11 protein-coding genes and 1 tRNA gene are annotated in these 14,372 nt (G+C 73.4%); 4 read left to right on the top strand and 8 right to left on the bottom strand.

Features of this window, described 5'->3' with window-relative positions; genetic code table 11:
* Nucleotides 1-265: 265 nt before the first annotated feature.
* The 3 genes from OG403_RS23230 to OG403_RS23220 all read right to left on the bottom strand — a co-directional run bounded on the left by OG403_RS23230 (nt 266) and on the right by OG403_RS23220 (nt 5,532).
* On the bottom strand, nt 266-2,116 hold the full coding sequence (locus OG403_RS23230) for an AfsR/SARP family transcriptional regulator (RefSeq protein WP_329567419.1): 1,851 nt from the start codon (nt 2,114-2,116) through the stop codon (nt 266-268).
* Nucleotides 2,117-2,311: 195 nt separating this feature from the next.
* Nucleotides 2,312-2,385, bottom strand: a tRNA-Met gene (locus OG403_RS23225).
* A gap of 87 nt (nt 2,386-2,472) precedes the next feature.
* On the bottom strand, nt 2,473-5,532 hold the full coding sequence (locus tag OG403_RS23220; protein ID WP_329567417.1) for a UPF0182 family membrane protein: 3,060 nt from the start codon (nt 5,530-5,532) through the stop codon (nt 2,473-2,475).
* Between the two features lie 206 nt (nt 5,533-5,738).
* Here OG403_RS23220 and OG403_RS23215 point away from each other — a divergent pair, with 206 nt between their 5' ends.
* Nucleotides 5,739-6,317: a PPA1309 family protein gene (locus OG403_RS23215; protein ID WP_329567415.1), complete on the top strand. Its 579-nt coding sequence runs from the start codon at nt 5,739-5,741 to the stop codon at nt 6,315-6,317.
* A gap of 60 nt (nt 6,318-6,377) precedes the next feature.
* Here OG403_RS23215 and OG403_RS23210 read toward each other — a convergent pair whose 3' ends face one another.
* The 4 genes from OG403_RS23210 to OG403_RS23195 form a co-directional block, all read right to left on the bottom strand.
* A complete protein-coding gene (locus tag OG403_RS23210) occupies nt 6,378-7,460 on the bottom strand; it encodes a YlbL family protein (protein ID WP_329567413.1) in 1,083 nt (360 codons plus the stop codon).
* 42 nt (nt 7,461-7,502) lie between these two features.
* The gene (locus OG403_RS23205) at nt 7,503-7,706 is read right to left on the bottom strand and encodes a hypothetical protein (RefSeq protein ID WP_329567412.1); all 204 of its coding nucleotides are present in this window, start codon (nt 7,704-7,706) and stop codon (nt 7,503-7,505) included.
* A gap of 220 nt (nt 7,707-7,926) precedes the next feature.
* A complete protein-coding gene (locus OG403_RS23200; protein ID WP_329567409.1) occupies nt 7,927-8,367 on the bottom strand; it encodes a molybdenum cofactor biosynthesis protein MoaE in 441 nt (146 codons plus the stop codon).
* A 110-nt stretch (nt 8,368-8,477) separates the two neighbouring features.
* Nucleotides 8,478-9,626: an NAD-dependent epimerase/dehydratase family protein gene (locus OG403_RS23195; RefSeq protein ID WP_442910963.1), complete on the bottom strand. Its 1,149-nt coding sequence runs from the start codon at nt 9,624-9,626 to the stop codon at nt 8,478-8,480.
* Between the two features lie 220 nt (nt 9,627-9,846).
* On the opposite strand from OG403_RS23195, the gene OG403_RS23190 reads away from it, so the two are divergent.
* Both OG403_RS23190 and OG403_RS23185 read left to right on the top strand, forming a co-directional pair.
* Nucleotides 9,847-11,433, top strand: a complete 1,587-nt coding sequence (locus tag OG403_RS23190; RefSeq protein WP_329572481.1) for a zinc-dependent metalloprotease — start codon at nt 9,847-9,849, stop codon at nt 11,431-11,433.
* The gene (locus OG403_RS23185; protein ID WP_329567404.1) at nt 11,430-11,990 is read left to right on the top strand and encodes an NUDIX hydrolase; all 561 of its coding nucleotides are present in this window, start codon (nt 11,430-11,432) and stop codon (nt 11,988-11,990) included. Before OG403_RS23190 ends, OG403_RS23185 begins: the two co-directional genes overlap by 4 nt.
* Nucleotides 11,991-12,074: 84 nt before the next feature.
* Here the strand turns inward: OG403_RS23185 and OG403_RS23180 are convergent, their stop codons facing one another.
* The gene (locus OG403_RS23180; RefSeq protein WP_329567402.1) at nt 12,075-12,809 is read right to left on the bottom strand and encodes a M48 metallopeptidase family protein; all 735 of its coding nucleotides are present in this window, start codon (nt 12,807-12,809) and stop codon (nt 12,075-12,077) included.
* Nucleotides 12,810-13,129: 320 nt separating this feature from the next.
* Between OG403_RS23180 and OG403_RS23175 the strand changes: the two genes are divergently transcribed.
* Nucleotides 13,130-14,227, top strand: a complete 1,098-nt coding sequence (locus OG403_RS23175) for a ThiF family adenylyltransferase (RefSeq protein ID WP_329567400.1) — start codon at nt 13,130-13,132, stop codon at nt 14,225-14,227.
* The last annotated feature ends 145 nt before the right edge of the window (nt 14,228-14,372 follow it).

The raw sequence follows: 14,372 nt of genomic DNA, 5'->3' as shown, positions 1-14,372 counted from the left end.
GCCGCGCCCGGGCGCCCCACCCGGACGGCAGGGCACAGGTGGCAGGGAGCGTGCTGTCCTCGCGGACGGGACTCAGAGTGGACTAGACCAAATAGCCGGTCAAGGGGAGTCGCGCGGCCGGGCTCCGCAGAGCGCCCGTCACCCGTGCGCGGGCCTCGGGCGAACCTGATTGACGGCACGTCAGGGCTGGTCAGCGCGGTTGCGGTGACCCATGTGACTTAGTCGGCGCCATCCGGATTCCATCCCCCGTCCATCGAACGCCCGCTCAGCGGCGAGCGGGACGACCGGCGGGAGCGGACCGGCCGAAGAGCGCGGTGAGCGGGTGCATCCCGTAGCGGCCGTCGTCGGCGGCGAGCAGCAGACCGTGCTCGGTCAGCAGGTCGAGCAGGGACTCGGCCCGGGGTTCGGACCGGCCGAGCAGCCCGGCGGCGGTCGGCACGTCGAAGCCGCCGGGACCCACCGGCGCCAGCAGTCGCAGCGCGGCGACGGCCGCCGGGCCGTCCGGGGCACGGCGCAGCCGGGACCGGGCCGAGCCCAGCGCCCGCAGCACGCCCGCGCCCCCCGGGCTGAGCTCGGCCAGCCGGTGCTCCTCGTCCGCCAACCTGGCCGCCAGCGCGCCGAGTCCGCGCCCCGGCCGGGCCAGCAGCCGGCCACCGGCCGCCCGCAGGGCCAGCGGCAGCCCGGCGCACGCGGCCAGCACCGCGGCCTCCCCCGCCGCCCGCCCCGGCTCCCCGGCCAGTCGCCGCCACAACCGCCGCGCGTCGCCGGCCCCGAGGCAGTCCAGCACCACCGCCCGCCCGCCGGGCAGCCCGGCCAACCGCCCCCGCGCGGTGACCAGCACCGCGCAGCTGGGCGACCCCGGCAGCAGCGCCGCCAGCTGCGCCTCGTCCCGGGCGTCGTCCAGCACCAGCAGCAGCCGGCGCCCGGCGGTGACCGAGCGGAACAGTGCGCCGCGCCGCTCCGGCTCGGCGGGCAGCGCCTCACTCGCCACCCCGAGGTCGGTGAGCAGCGCGCCCAGCAGCGCGCCCACCTCGCCCGGCCGCCCGTCGGCCTCGTGCAGCCCGGCGTAGAGCTGGCCGTCCGGGAACCGATCGCGCAGCCGGTGCGCCACCCGCACGGCGAAGGCGGTCTTGCCCACCCCGGGCGGCCCGCTGACCACCGCCACCGGCACCGCCCCGGTCCGGCTGCCCGCGCCCGCCCCCAGGCTCCGCGCGAGCGATCGCACCTCGGCCGACCGCCCGGTGAAGTCCGCCAGATCGGACGGAAGTTGGGCCGGACGGCAGATCACCCGCCACCGCGCCCCCGGATCCGGCGAGCTCCGCTCCAGCTCCAGACCCGGGTCACCGAGCAGGATCCGCCGCTGCAGGTCGGCCAACTCCTTTCCCGGCTCCAGACCTTGGCTGTCGATCAGGGCCTGCCTGGTCTGCGCGAAGACCGCCAGCGCCTCGCTCTGCCGCCCGGCCCGGTAGAGCGCCAGCATCAGCAGACCGCGCAGCCGCTCCCGCCGCGGGTGGGCGGCGGCCAGCAGCCCGAGTTCGGCGACCACCTCGTGCTGGCGTCCGAGCAGCAGCGCCAGCTCGAAGCGCTCCTCCAGGGTGGCCAGCCGCAGTTCGGCCAGCCGGGTGCGGTGCAGCGCGGCGAACGGTCCCGGCAGCCCGTCCAGCCCGCCGCCGCGCCACAGTGCCAGCGCCTCGTCCAGGGTGGCGGCCGCCCGGGCCGCCTCACCGGCCGCACGCTGGACTCTGGCCCGCTGCCGGGCCGACTCGAACTCGTGCAGGTCCAACTCGCCCGGACCGACCGCGAGTCGATAGCCCGCGCCGTACGAGGTGAGCACCGTGCCCGCCGCCCTCGGCGGCCGTTCCGGTTCCAGGATCCGCCGCAGCCGCGAGATGTAGGTGGCCACCAGACCGGTGGAGTTGGCGGTGGCGCGGGCACCCCAGACGGCCTGGGTGATCTGCTCCCTGGGCACCGGCTCGTTGGCGTTGAGCAGCAGCACCGCCAGCACCGCGCACTGCATGGCGGGCCCCGGATCGCGGGCCACCCCGGCCCGGCGGACCAGCAGCGGCCCGAGCAGCTCATAGCGGAGCACGCCACCCGCCCCGGCCCGCGCGACCATTCCTCCGCTCCCCTCGCCCGTGGGAGCGGCCCGCGGGGTGGACCCACGGTGGACTAGACCAGAGGCGGCGTCAACACGTCCGGGGGAAAAACTTGTCGTGCGAGCGACAACACCGTGGCCGGCGGCACCGGATCCCGGCCGGAACGACGAAAAGGCCGAAGGCCCGGAGGAGAACCTCCGGGCCTTCGACTTCAGTAGCGGGGACAGGATTTGAACCTGCGACCTCTGGGTTATGAGCCCAGCGAGCTACCGAGCTGCTCCACCCCGCGTCGTTGTGTCTCAACCATAACACGGCTGCGGCGCCCCCTTCGCCCACCACGGATCGGGTGGCGGGCGAAGGGCGCAGCTCAGCACACCTACGGCGAGGCGGTCGCGCTCGCCGCACCCGTCGGCGTGGGCGGCGCGGCACCCGTCGGCGCGGGCGGCGGCGCGGCCGCCGTCGAGGGCTTGGCCGGTGTGGCGGACGCCGAAGCGGACGGTGACGGCGCGCCAGCGGACCCGCCGCCGTCCTTCTGCGCCGCTGCCGCCGCCGCGTCGAGCGCGTCCTGCAGCGCCTTCTGCGCCGTGCCGTAGGCCGCCCAGTCGCCCGCCTTCATCGCGTTCTGCGAGTCGGACTCGGCCTTCTGCGCCGCGACCAGCGCCTGCTTCAGCGCCGGGTCGACCGCGCCACCGCTGCCGCCCCCCGCGCCGCCGCCCGAGGCCGGCGGTGTGGTCCCGGCCGTGCTGGTCCCGCCGGCCGCCGGTGCCACCCCGGTCACCCCCGGCGCCGCGCCGAGGACGTCGGTCAGCGCCGCCCCGAGGTTGTCCTCGAAGCCCACGTTGTCGTTGCCGTACACCGCGAGCACCTTCTGCAGCACGGGGTAGTTGGACCCGCTGCCCTTGACGTACACCGGCTCGACGTTGAGGAAGCCGCCGCCCACCGGCAGGGTCAGCAGGTTGCCGTAGTCCAGGTTCGCGTCACTGCCGTTCTTCAGCAGGGTGATCTGGGGGGCCACCACCGAGTCCGAGTTGAACTTCGCCTGCACCTGGCTGGGCCCGGGGGTGTTGCTGTCGCTGGGCACCGTGAGGATCCGGATCCTGCCGTAGTCGGGGCCCGGATCCGAGTCCACCGACATCAGTGCCGCCAGGTTGGGCCGCCCGCTGGGCACGAAGGTGCTGTTCAGCGAGAAGGTGGCGGCGGGCATGTCCGGCATCCGCAGGGTCAGGTAGTACGGCGGCTGGGGCTTGTTGGCGCTGTTGGTCGGATCGGTCGGCACCTGCCAGATGTCCGTCCCGTTGAAGAACGCCGTCGGGTCGGTCATGTGGTACATCCCCAGCAGGTCGCGCTGGACCTTGAACAGGTCCTGCGGGTACCGCAGATGCGGCAGCAGGGCGGCCGGGATGGCGCTCTTCGGCTCGACCGTGCCGGGGAAGGCCTTCATCCAGGTCTTCAGCACCGGGTCGCTGTCGTCCCACTGGTACAGCGTCACCTTGCCGGTGAACGCGTCCACGGTGGCCTTGACCGAGTTGCGGATGTAGTTGACCTGGTCGGCGTCGCCGACCACCTGGCCGCGCTCGCTGCTGAGCGAGTCCGTGGTGGCGTCGCCCAGCGTGGTCTTGGAGGAGAACGGGTAGCCGTCCGAGGTGGTGTAGCCGTCCAGCACCCAGGTCAACTGGCCGTTCTGGACCACCGGGTACGGGTCGCCGTCGATCGCCAGCCAGGGCGCGACCTTGGCCACCCGCTCCTGCGGGGTGCGGTCGTAGAGCACCTTGGCGCCGGTGGTGATCGCCCCCGAGTAGAGGATCTGCGGCTCGTCGAACTTGACCGCGTAGGCGGCCCGGGTGATCGGGTTGTTCAGCGAGACGCCGCTGTCACCGGTGTACTGGTAGGTCTGCGCGCCGCCGTCGGCGGTGTTGTCGATCTCGTGGTTGGAGCCGTCGACGATCGAGTACGTGGTGGTGTTCTCGCCGTAGTAGACCCGCTGCTGGTAGTCGCCCAGGTCACCGGTGGTGGGCAGGCCCGACTCGGTGAAGACCGGCTGGCCGTTGGCGTTGACCTGGTTGCCCTTGGCCGCCACCACGCCGTAGCCGTGGGTGTACTTGAAGTGGTCGTTGATCCAGTTGTGCTGCTGCACGCCGCTCGGGTTGAGCTCGCGCACCCCGATCACGGTGTCCTGCACCCCTGGTGTGCCGTTCGGGCCGGCACTCGCGCTGCTGTACCGGTCGACGTCCAGGGTGGACGGGAAGCCGTAGTAGGAGCGCTGCTGCTGCATCTGCTGGAAGGTCGGCGAGACCAGGTTGGGGTCCAGCAGCCGGATGTCCGAGATGGTCTGGCTGTCCTGCGGCAGCGAGGCGGTGTTCGCGGTCCCGTTCGGCGAGTACACCTGGGACTGGCTGTCCGCGATGCCGTAGGCCTGCCGGGTCGCGTCGATGTTCTGCTTGAGGTACGGCGTCTCCTTGGCCTGCTCGTTCGGCTTCACCTGGAACTGCTGCACGATCACCGGGTAGAGCCCGCCGATCAGCACCGCGGAGAGCGCCATCAGGCCGAAGCCGGTCAGCGCCGGAGCCCAGGTCCGCCGGATCGGCGTCAGGAAGAAGAGCAGCGCGCAGATGATCGCCACGCAGAACAGGATGGTCTTGGCCGGCAGCACGGCGTTGGCGTCCACGTATCGCAGCCCGGTGTAGCCCGGGACGCCCTTGTACGAGCCGGTCTTCACCGCCAGCGCGTACCGGTCCAGCCAGTACGCGACCGCCTTGAACAGCACGAAGAGGCCGAGCAGCACCGCGAGATGGCCCTGCGCCCCGGGCGTCGCCCGGCGCCCGGCGCCCTGCAACCGCAGGCCGCCGTACAGGTAGTGCACCAGCAGCGCGGCGAGCACCGAGACCACCACCGCGCTGAACGCGAAGCCGAGCAGGAACTCGTACCACGGCAGGTCGAAGGCGTAGAACGCCACGTCCAGGTGGAACTGACTGTCCTTCACCCCGAAGTCGGTCGCGTTGGTCCACAGCAGCCACAGCCGCCACTGCCCGGCCGCCGCCGAGCCCGCGATCAGGCCCACCAGCAGCGAGATGCCGATCAGCAGCAACTTGCGGAACGGTGCCACGCCCATCCGGTAGCGGTCCAGGCTCTGCTGCTCGACCGACATCGCCGACAGCGGCGGACGCAGCCGGTGGGCCACCCAGATGTTCACCCCGGTGACCACCGCCATCACCAGTCCGAAGACCGCGAACAGCGCGACCTTGGTGCGCAGCTCGGTGCTGAAGACCGAGGAGTAGTGGACCGACTTGAACCAGAGCCAGTCCGTCCAGAGCCCGGCGAACAGGACGAACCCCAGGAACAGCAGCACCAGGACGCCCACCGTGAGCAGCAGGACCCTGGCGCGGCGGGATGGCAGACCGACCCTCGGCCGGAAACCCTGTCCACCGCGGTCGGGCATCTGGAATACCAAGACGGCACCTCTGCTGTTGAAGTCGGGAAGTCGGACGGGGCTCGACCGGATCGGAACGGGCCTCAGGGACAGGCAACGCCACGCCGCCCGCCCCGGAGTGCAACTTAATCAGGCTCTCACCGAGTTCCCAGGCGCAGGGCGCGTTCCGAGCGGGTCCGGCCCGGGGCGGCGCACCGACATGTGAGGATGGAGCCATGTCCGATGCGCGTAACACCCCCACTCCGACGACCCCGTCGGCGGACGGCCTGCCGCCGGCCGCGACCCCGCTCACCCGCGCCGCCCTGGAGATCGACGAGTACGTCGCGGGGCTCGGCTGGGACAAGCCCGCCCGCCTGTTCGCCCTGGTCGACAGCGCCCAACTGCGCCGGAGCGACCCGGCGGTGGCCAAGCAGCTCGGCCTGACGGACGAGACCGCGGGCACCCTGACCCCGGTCGAGCAGGAGGAGCTGCCGGAGGGCACGGCGCTGGACGAGTTCCTCGGCACCATCGCCTGGCCCGACATGGTGGTCGGCTGCGCGCTGGTGGTCGAGCGGCTGATGCTGCCGCCGGGCGCCGAGAAGAGCCGCCCGGCCGGTGCCACCGAGGCGCAGCTGGCCGATTGGGTGGCCAACCACCCCAGCCGCCAGGAGGTGCGGATCACCGCCGCGGTGCTGCGCGACGGCAAGCGCGAGATCGCGCTGCGGCTGCGCGAGAAGGACCTGGCGCGCGAGGTGCTGACCGGCCCCGACCTGGTGCCGGGGCTGACCAAGGCACTGCTGGCGACCTTCTCCTGATCCCGGCGCCGGCCCTGACGCCGGCTGCCTCCTCGGCGCTCGCCCCTCCTGCCGCCTCGGCTACTTCGCCGGGCAGGAGGCGAGCGCCGAGTCCTGTCCGGCGCGGATCTGGCCGAGCGCCTTGATCGCGTCGTTCAGGGTGTCCACCTTGATCAGCCGCAGCCCCTTCGGGGGGTTGGCGCTGGCCTCGGCGCAGTTGTCGCTCGGGGTGAAGAAGAACTGGGCGCCGGCGTCGCGGGCCGCGATCACCTTCATCGAGATACCGCCGATCGGACCGACGTTGCCGTTGGCGTCGATCGTGCCGGTGCCGGCCACGAACTTGCCGCCGGTGAGGTCGGTGGGGGTCAGCTTGTCGATGATGCCCAGTGAGAACATCAGCCCGGCGCTGGGCCCGCCGACGTCCTGCAGCCCGATGTCGATCTTGAACGGGAAGCTGTGGTCCTCCTCCGGCTCAATGCCGACGAAGGCCTTGCCGGTGCTGGGCGAGGTGGCCGTGACGATGCTGACCTGCTGCTCGTCGGCCGGCGTCGGGGTCCCGGTGTCCTTGGCCTGCGGCACCACGGTGAAGACCACGCTCTCGCCGGGCTTGTGCTTGGTGACCAGCGCGGCCACCTGGTCCTCGCCGGTGACCGCGGTGCCGTCCACCGCGACGATCCGGTCGCCCGCGTGCAGCTTGCCGTCCGCGGGGGCGCCGGCCACCACCGAGGAGACCACCACCTCGGTGCCGACCGGGATGCCGAGCTCGGTCAGCGCCGCCGCCTTCGCGCTGTCCTGGGAGTTGGTGAACTCCTCGGCGTTCTGCTGCTCGGCCTGCTGCTCGGTCTGACCCTTGGGGTACAGGTTGTCGTGCGGCACCACCAGCACGTCCGACCGCAGCCAGCCGACCACCACCGAGACCAGGCTCGGCTGGTAGTCGGCGCTGGTGACCTGGACGGTCGTCATGTTCAGGTGCCCGCTGGTCGGGTAGGTCTGGCGCCCGGTGATGCTGATCACCGGAGTCCCGGCCTTGTCCTGGGCGCCGAGCGTGTTGTACGTCGGCCCGGGGCTCAGTTCCGAGTACGGCACCGGCAGGAACACGGAGACGCAGAGCAGCGCTATGAGCATCAGGGTGGCGGCGAGCATCGTCGCAGAGCGGCGTGGCATGCCACGACAGTACGGGACCAGCGCTTGATGGCGCCCGCCGGGCTAGGCAGAACCTGAGCTGTCCGGACCCCCGTCGCCGGCCTGCCGGCCGACCGTGCTGCGCTCCATCGCGGCCAGGAACCGCTGGTGCTCGGCGAGTGAGGCGCCGTCACCGGTGGCCCTGGGTGGTCGCGCCGCCCAGGACGCCCAGAGGACGGCGACCACGCCCGCCGCGACGGGGATCCCCAACCAGGCCAGTGCTCCCATGTCCGGTCCTCCGAATCCGTCGTGCCTATCAGCACATTAACCGCCCGGCGTGAGAACGGCCGTGGCGCCATCCGGGTTACGGCGAAGCGGAGCCCGCCACCCCGTGGACGTATTCGTAGGACTGCCCCGCCGCCGAACGGGTTCCCGGGGCACGGGGCTTGGACCGACCGGCGGTCCGGCAGTCCGGCAGTCCGGCAGTCCGGCAGTCCGGGGGACGGTCTCAGCAGGAACCGGCGCCGACCCACTCCTCCTCGCCGTCGGTGAAGATCTGGTGCTTCCAGATCGGCACCTCGTGCTTGAGGTCGTCGATCAGCTTGCGCGCGGCGGCGAAGGCCTCGCCGCGGTGCGGGCAGGAGACCGCGACGATCACGGCGGCGTCGGTGATGTCCAGCCGGCCGACCCGGTGCACGGCGGCCAGCGCGCGGACCGGATGGTCGGCCACCACCTTCTCGGCGATCCGGCGCAGCTCCCGCTCGGCGCTCGGGTGGCAGCTGTACTCGAGCGCCGCCACCGACTTGCCGCCGTCGTGGTCGCGGACCGTCCCGACGAAGATCGCGGTACCGCCGGCCGCGTCGTCACCGACCGCCGCGTAGACCTCGTCGAGCGAGAGCGGCGTGTCGCGGATCGCGAGCAGGCGGATGGGGTCGTGGTAATCGGACATGACGCCAATGATCCGCCATCCCCGGTGGGCGGCGGCAACTGTGGGGTCATCCAAGTCCCGGCCGGGCTCCCCCGGCGTTCCTGCCGGACGCCCTGAGCGGGCCGGCCCGCTCAGATCCGGCGGCGCTTGCGGGCCCGGCGGACCAGCGCCGCGGTGCCCACCAGGGCCACCGTCGCGCCCGCCGCGCCCAGACTGGTGGCGGCCTCCTTGCCGCCCAGGCGCCGCCCGGCCACCGCGTGCTTGCCGGCCACCTGCTCCAGCAGTTCGGCCAGCACCTCCTCGTTGGTGTACCGGGGTCGCCAGCCGGCCTCGTGCAGCCGGCTGCCGGAGACCACCCACGGGTACATCGTGTAGGCCAGGTCCCCCGCCGGGGCCGGGGTGAGGCCGAGCCGGTGCAGCCGGGCGGCAGTGCCCAGGGCCAGCGCGGCGGGCAGCTCCATCCGGCGGATCCCGGAGAGCTCCTCGACCTCCTCCTGCTCCAGCCAGCCGTCGCAGCCGACCGTCACCTCGCCCTCGACCAGGCCGAGCACCGCGTACTCCAGGGCGCAGGCCAGGTCGTCCACGTGGCAGAACTGCCAGCAGGGCCGCGAGCCGGCCACCACCAGCAGCCGGGGCGCCTCGAAGTGCCGGGTCAGCACGGTGTCCACCCCGGGCCCGACCACCACGGCCGGACGCAGCACGGTGACCTGCAGGCCGGGATGGGCGCGCGGCGCCCGGTGGGCCAGCCGCTCGATCTCCAACAGGTCGCCGACCAGACTGGCCTCCTCGGTGGCCCGCAGCTCGGACTCCTCGGCCAGCGGCACCTCGTTGTCCGGCAGCGCGCCGTAGACCATCGCCGAGGTGCAGAGCACCACCCGGTGCACGCCGGCCGCCGCGGCGGCGGTCAGCACGGTCTGCGCGCCCCGCACGTTGTAGGCGCTGCGGGCCCGCGGATCGGACTCCATGTTCAGGTCCATCGCCAGGTGCACCACCACGTCCACCCCGCGCAGCCGCTCGGCCACCGCCGGGTCCCGCACGTCGAGCACCCGCCACTGGACACCGGCCGCCTCACCGCGCCGATCGTCGATCGCGAGCACCTTGCGCACCCCGGGCGAACTGGTCAGCCGAGCGGTGACCCGCTCGCCCAGCACGCCGGCGGCGCCGGTGACGGCCACGGTGAGCGGTCGCCCGCCGTAGGCTGGGGACGCGGACGCAGGCGCCACCTGCGCCTGCTCGCCTCCGGTCAGCCCAGAGCGAACGTCCGAAGGCGGGGAACTCACCGGCCATCCTCCACGGTTAGCTTATGTGCGTACGTACGAGTGTCACGTACGGACCATCCTGCCCGAGGAGAGGGCCTGGCGGTGCACCCGGCGCGGGCAAGCCCCCGCCGCACTCCGCGATTTGCCCGATTTGTGCCCGACCACCTGCTAGACCCGCCCCTTCCACTTGCTTTCCCGCCACACCACCCAGCGCGTGACGGCCGACCAGATCGAGGACCCCGTGAGCGACCTCCCCTTCGGATTCGGTGTCCCGCCCGAGGAGCCCGAGGAGGGCAAGGACCAGGGCGGCGACAAGGACGACCAGGCGAAGTCCGGCGCCTCCGGTGACCAGCCCGGCGACCAGCCCACGCAGCCGGAGCCGTTCGGTTTCGGCGGCAACCCGTTCGGCGCGCTGTTCGGCATGGGCGGCGCCGGCGGTCCGGGTGTCGGCGCCGGCGGTGACAACCCCTTCGCCTCGATGATGGGCGGCCTCAACCCGAACGACCTGGGTGCCGCCTTCCAGCAGCTGGGCCAGATGCTCTCCTTCGACGGCGGCCCGGTGAACTGGCAGCTGGCCAAGGACATCGCCCGGCAGACGGTGGTGGCCGAGCCGGCCGAGGGCAAGAACAAGGACCGCTCGGTGGGCGCCGCCGAGCGCTCGGCCGTCGAGGAAGCGGTCCGGCTGGCCGAGCTGTGGCTGGACTCGGCCACCGAGTTCCCGTCCTCCTCCGCCATCGCGGTGGCCTGGAGCCGGGCCGAGTGGATCGAGGCCACCCTGCCGGTCTGGCAGGAGCTGGTCGACCCGGTCGCCGAGCGGGTCGGCAACGCCATGGGCGGCGTGCTGCCCGAGGAGATGCAGCAGATGGCCGGGCCGCTGATGGGCGTGATGCGCTCGATGGGCGGGGCGATGTTCGGCACCCAGATCGGGCAGGCGCTGGGCGCGCTGGCCGCCGAGGTGCTCGGCTCCACCGACGTCGGGTTGCCGCTCGCGCCGGCCGGCAAGGCGGCGCTGCTGCCGCAGAACATCGCCGAGTTCGGCGAGGGCCTGAACGTGCCGGCCGAGGAGGTGCGGCTCTACCTGGCCCTGCGCGAGGCCGCCCACCAGCGGCTCTTCACCCATGTGCCGTGGCTGCGGGCCCACCTGTTCGGCGCCGTCGAGGCCTACGCCCGGGGGATCAAGGTCGACACCTCCCGGATGGAGGAGCTGATGGGCCGGCTCGACCCGGAGAACCCCGAGGCCCTGCAGGACGCGCTGGCCGGCGGCCTGCTGCAGCCCGAGGACACCCCCGAGCAGAAGGCCGCGCTGGCCCGCCTGGAGACGGCGCTGGCGCTGGTCGAGGGCTGGGTGGACGCGGTGGTGCACGCCGCCGCCGAGCCGCACCTGCCGCAGTCCTCCGCGCTGCGCGAGACGCTGCGCCGGCGCCGGGCCACCGGCGGCCCGGCCGAGCAGACCTTCGCCACCCTGGTCGGCCTGGAGCTGCGGCCGCGCCGCCTGCGCGACGCCTCCCGGCTGTGGGCCTCGCTGGCCGACGCGCGCGGCATCGAGGGCCGCGACGGGCTCTGGCAGCACCCCGACATGCTGCCCACCGCGAGCGACCTGGACGACCCGGACGGCTTCGTGCACCCGGGCGGCGTCGAGGTTGCCGAGGGCGGTCTGGACTTCGACGCGATCGACAAGCTGCTCGGCGAGGCCGCGGCCGGCCGCGGCGGGCAGAGCGGGCCGGGCGCGAAGCCGGGCGAGCAGGACGAGCCCGGCAAGCCGGACGCCGCCGACGGCGAGGCGGACGAGCAGAAGGACGAGCAGAAGAAGGACGACCCGAACGCATGATCCACGCCGATGCCGTCCGGGCACTGACCGCCTGGACGACCGACGAGACCGGGCAGCAGCAGCTGCGCCACGACTACCTGGCCCACCTGGCGGAGCACCAGGACGGCCTGTGGCGCTCCTGCCGACCCGCGCACATCACGGCCAGCGCGCTGGTGGTGGACCCGGCCGCCGGACGGGTGCTGCTCACCCTGCACCCCAAGGTCGGGCTCTGGCTGCAGATGGGCGGCCACTGCGAGCCCGGCGACGAGACGCTCGCGGCAGCGGCGCTGCGCGAGGCCACCGAGGAGTCGGGGATCCCGGGGCTGCGGCTGCTGCCGCTCGACACGGAGCCCGCGCCGGTGCGCCTGGACCGGCACCAGGTGCGCTGCGCGGGCAAGGACCAGCCGGAGAACACCCACCTGGACGTGCAGTTCCTGGCGCTCGCCCCGGCGGACGCGCGGGAGGAGATCAGCGAGGAATCGCTCGACCTTCGCTGGTTCGGGTTCGACGCGCTGCCCGAGTTGACGGACGGCTCGCTGCGGCGGCTGGTGGAGCTGGCGCGCAAGCTGGTCGGCTGAGCCGCCGGGCGTCCTGACGCTGCTTCAGGCGCCGGGGCGGCCTCGGCCGTCCCGGCCGTCTTGGCGATCCTGGCCGCAGCCGCCTCAGCCGCAGACCTCACCCGGCTCCGGCTGGTCCGCCACCTCGGGCGCACCCGCCGCGCGGGCGCCCGGGACGTGCGGCAGCCGGGCGGCGCCGGCCACCCCCTCCAGGTAGCCGCGAGCCCGCTCGGTGCGGGGGTAGGCCTCGAGCAGCGCCCAGAACCGCGGGCCGTGGTCGGGGACCAGCAGGTGCGCCAGCTCGTGCAGCAGCACGTAGTCCAGCACGTACTCGGGCATGCCCTGGAGGCGGTGGGAGAGCCTGATGGTGCGTTCACTGGGCGTGCAGGAGCCCCAGCGGGAGTTCTGGTTGGTGACCCAGCGGACCTGGTCCGGGCGAGCCCGGCCGCCGAGGTAGGCGGCGGAGAGCTGGCCGGCCCGCTCGGTCAGTGCCTCGTCGCCGAGGGCGCGGCGGCTCTCCTGGGCGGCCAGCTTGTCGAGCATCTGGCGCACCCAGCGCTGCTCCTCGGCCAGGGACATCCGGGCCGGGATCAGCACGATGGTGCGATCGCCCTCGCGATAGGCGGAGACGGTGCGGCTGCGGCGGGCACTGCGGCGGACCTCGACCGGACCGTGCTGCGGATGGGCACCTGCGGTCGACTCCCCCGGACCCGCCGCCGGTGGACTCTGCCGGGTTGCGTCCGGCCGCCCGCGCGTACCAGGCGTCGCGACTCCCGACCCGGCCGCTGCACGGGCACGCCGAGGCGACGCCGAGGGCTGGGAGTCCCGTTCGGCTGCCATGGCACACGACGTTACCCGCTGGCGCTGACAGAAGTCCGCTGCCATGGCCGAATTGTTTGCAACATCGATCGTGTGTGGACGTGCCGTGTCCGGACGGCCGACGCGGACAGCCGTGCGTGGACAACCGTGCGCGGACAACCGTGCCTGGACAACGCCCTGTTGACGTCGGGCTGATGAGACGGATGAACCGCTCGAACGCTGATCTGCTTTTATCCACCGGCTGTGGATAACCGGCTTGGCGAATTCCCGCAGCTGGGGCAGGCTTTGCTCACCTACAGCGATCGAGTGGGTTCACTCGGCCACCGGGAGAGGAGGTCGCCATGCGTCCGATGCTCAAGTCCGCGTTGTCCCGGGCCTGGCGTGACCAGGAGACCCTGCAGTTCGGCACCGCGCCCGAGCGGGCCCAGGTGGTTGACCAGGCCGATGAGCGGTTCTGCGCCTTTCTCGGCCTGCTCGACGGCGAACGGGACGGCCCGGCCCTGACGGCGGCGGCCGAGGGCCTGGGGCTGGCTCCCTCGTACGTCGCGCAGGCGCTGCACTCGCTGACCGAGACCGGCCTGCTGGACGACGCGCTGGCCGTCGAGCAGGCGCTGGCCGAGTTGCCGCCCAGCCGACGGGAGTTGCTCGGCCCCGATCTCGCCTCGCTCGCACTGCTCCACCCCAGCCCGGGCGGTGGTGCCCAGGCGCTGGCCCGGCGGACCGGGCTGCGGGTGGAGGTGCGCGGTGCGGGACGGGTCGGCGCGGCGGTGGCAGTGGTGCTGGCGGCCTCCGGCGTGGGCGAGGTGCAAGTGCTGGACCAGGGGCGGGTGCTGCCCGGGGACTGCGCGCCCGGTGGCATCCCGGCCCAGGAGATCGGGCGGACCAGGGCGGCGGCGGCCAGCGAGGCGGTGCGGCGGGCGGCCGGCCTGCCGGGCCAGGGCGCGGCGGGGCCCCGCTCGGCGCGGGCCGAGCCCGGTGGCGCCGAGCAGCGGCCAACGGATCTGGTGGTGCTCGCCCCACGGGACGGCAGCGGCGGCTACGCGGGTGCTGCCGTCGAGGCGCACGCGCTGATGCAGGCGGGCATCCCCCACCTCTACCTCGGGGTGATCGAGCACCTCGGGGTGGTCGGGCCACTGGTGCTGCCCGGTGCCTCGGCCTGTGGCCGCTGCCTCGGGCTGACCCGCACCGACCGGGACGAGGCCTGGCCGCGACTGCTCGCCCAGCTCTGCGCCGCGGGACCGGCCCGGCCGCGCGAGGTGGCCTGCGACGGCGCGGTGGCCGCGGCGGTGGCGGGTCTGGCCGGGCTGCACGCACTGCTGCTCCTCGACGGGGTCCGGCCGCCGAGCGTGGACGGCTGGTGCGAGGTCTCCGCCCTGGACGGCATGGTGCGCCGGCTCCGGCTGCCGCCGCACACCGAGTGCGGCTGCTTCTGGCGCTGACCGGCCCGCGCCGACCGGCAGTTGCCGGCCACCGGCGGCAGCAGCTCACGGGGCGTGGAAAGCCACGGCACGGGACCCGGCCGGGTCTTGGGGAGGAACGGGCACAATGGCACAGTGACCGCCGTCCCTCAGCCACCGCAGCCGC

Origin of the sequence: Kitasatospora sp. NBC_01266, assembly GCF_036242395.1 — a bacterium.
Lineage (GTDB): Bacteria > Actinomycetota > Actinomycetes > Streptomycetales > Streptomycetaceae > Kitasatospora.
Note: the sequence above shows the minus strand (reverse complement) of the source record. Positions and strands in the feature narration are given on the sequence as shown.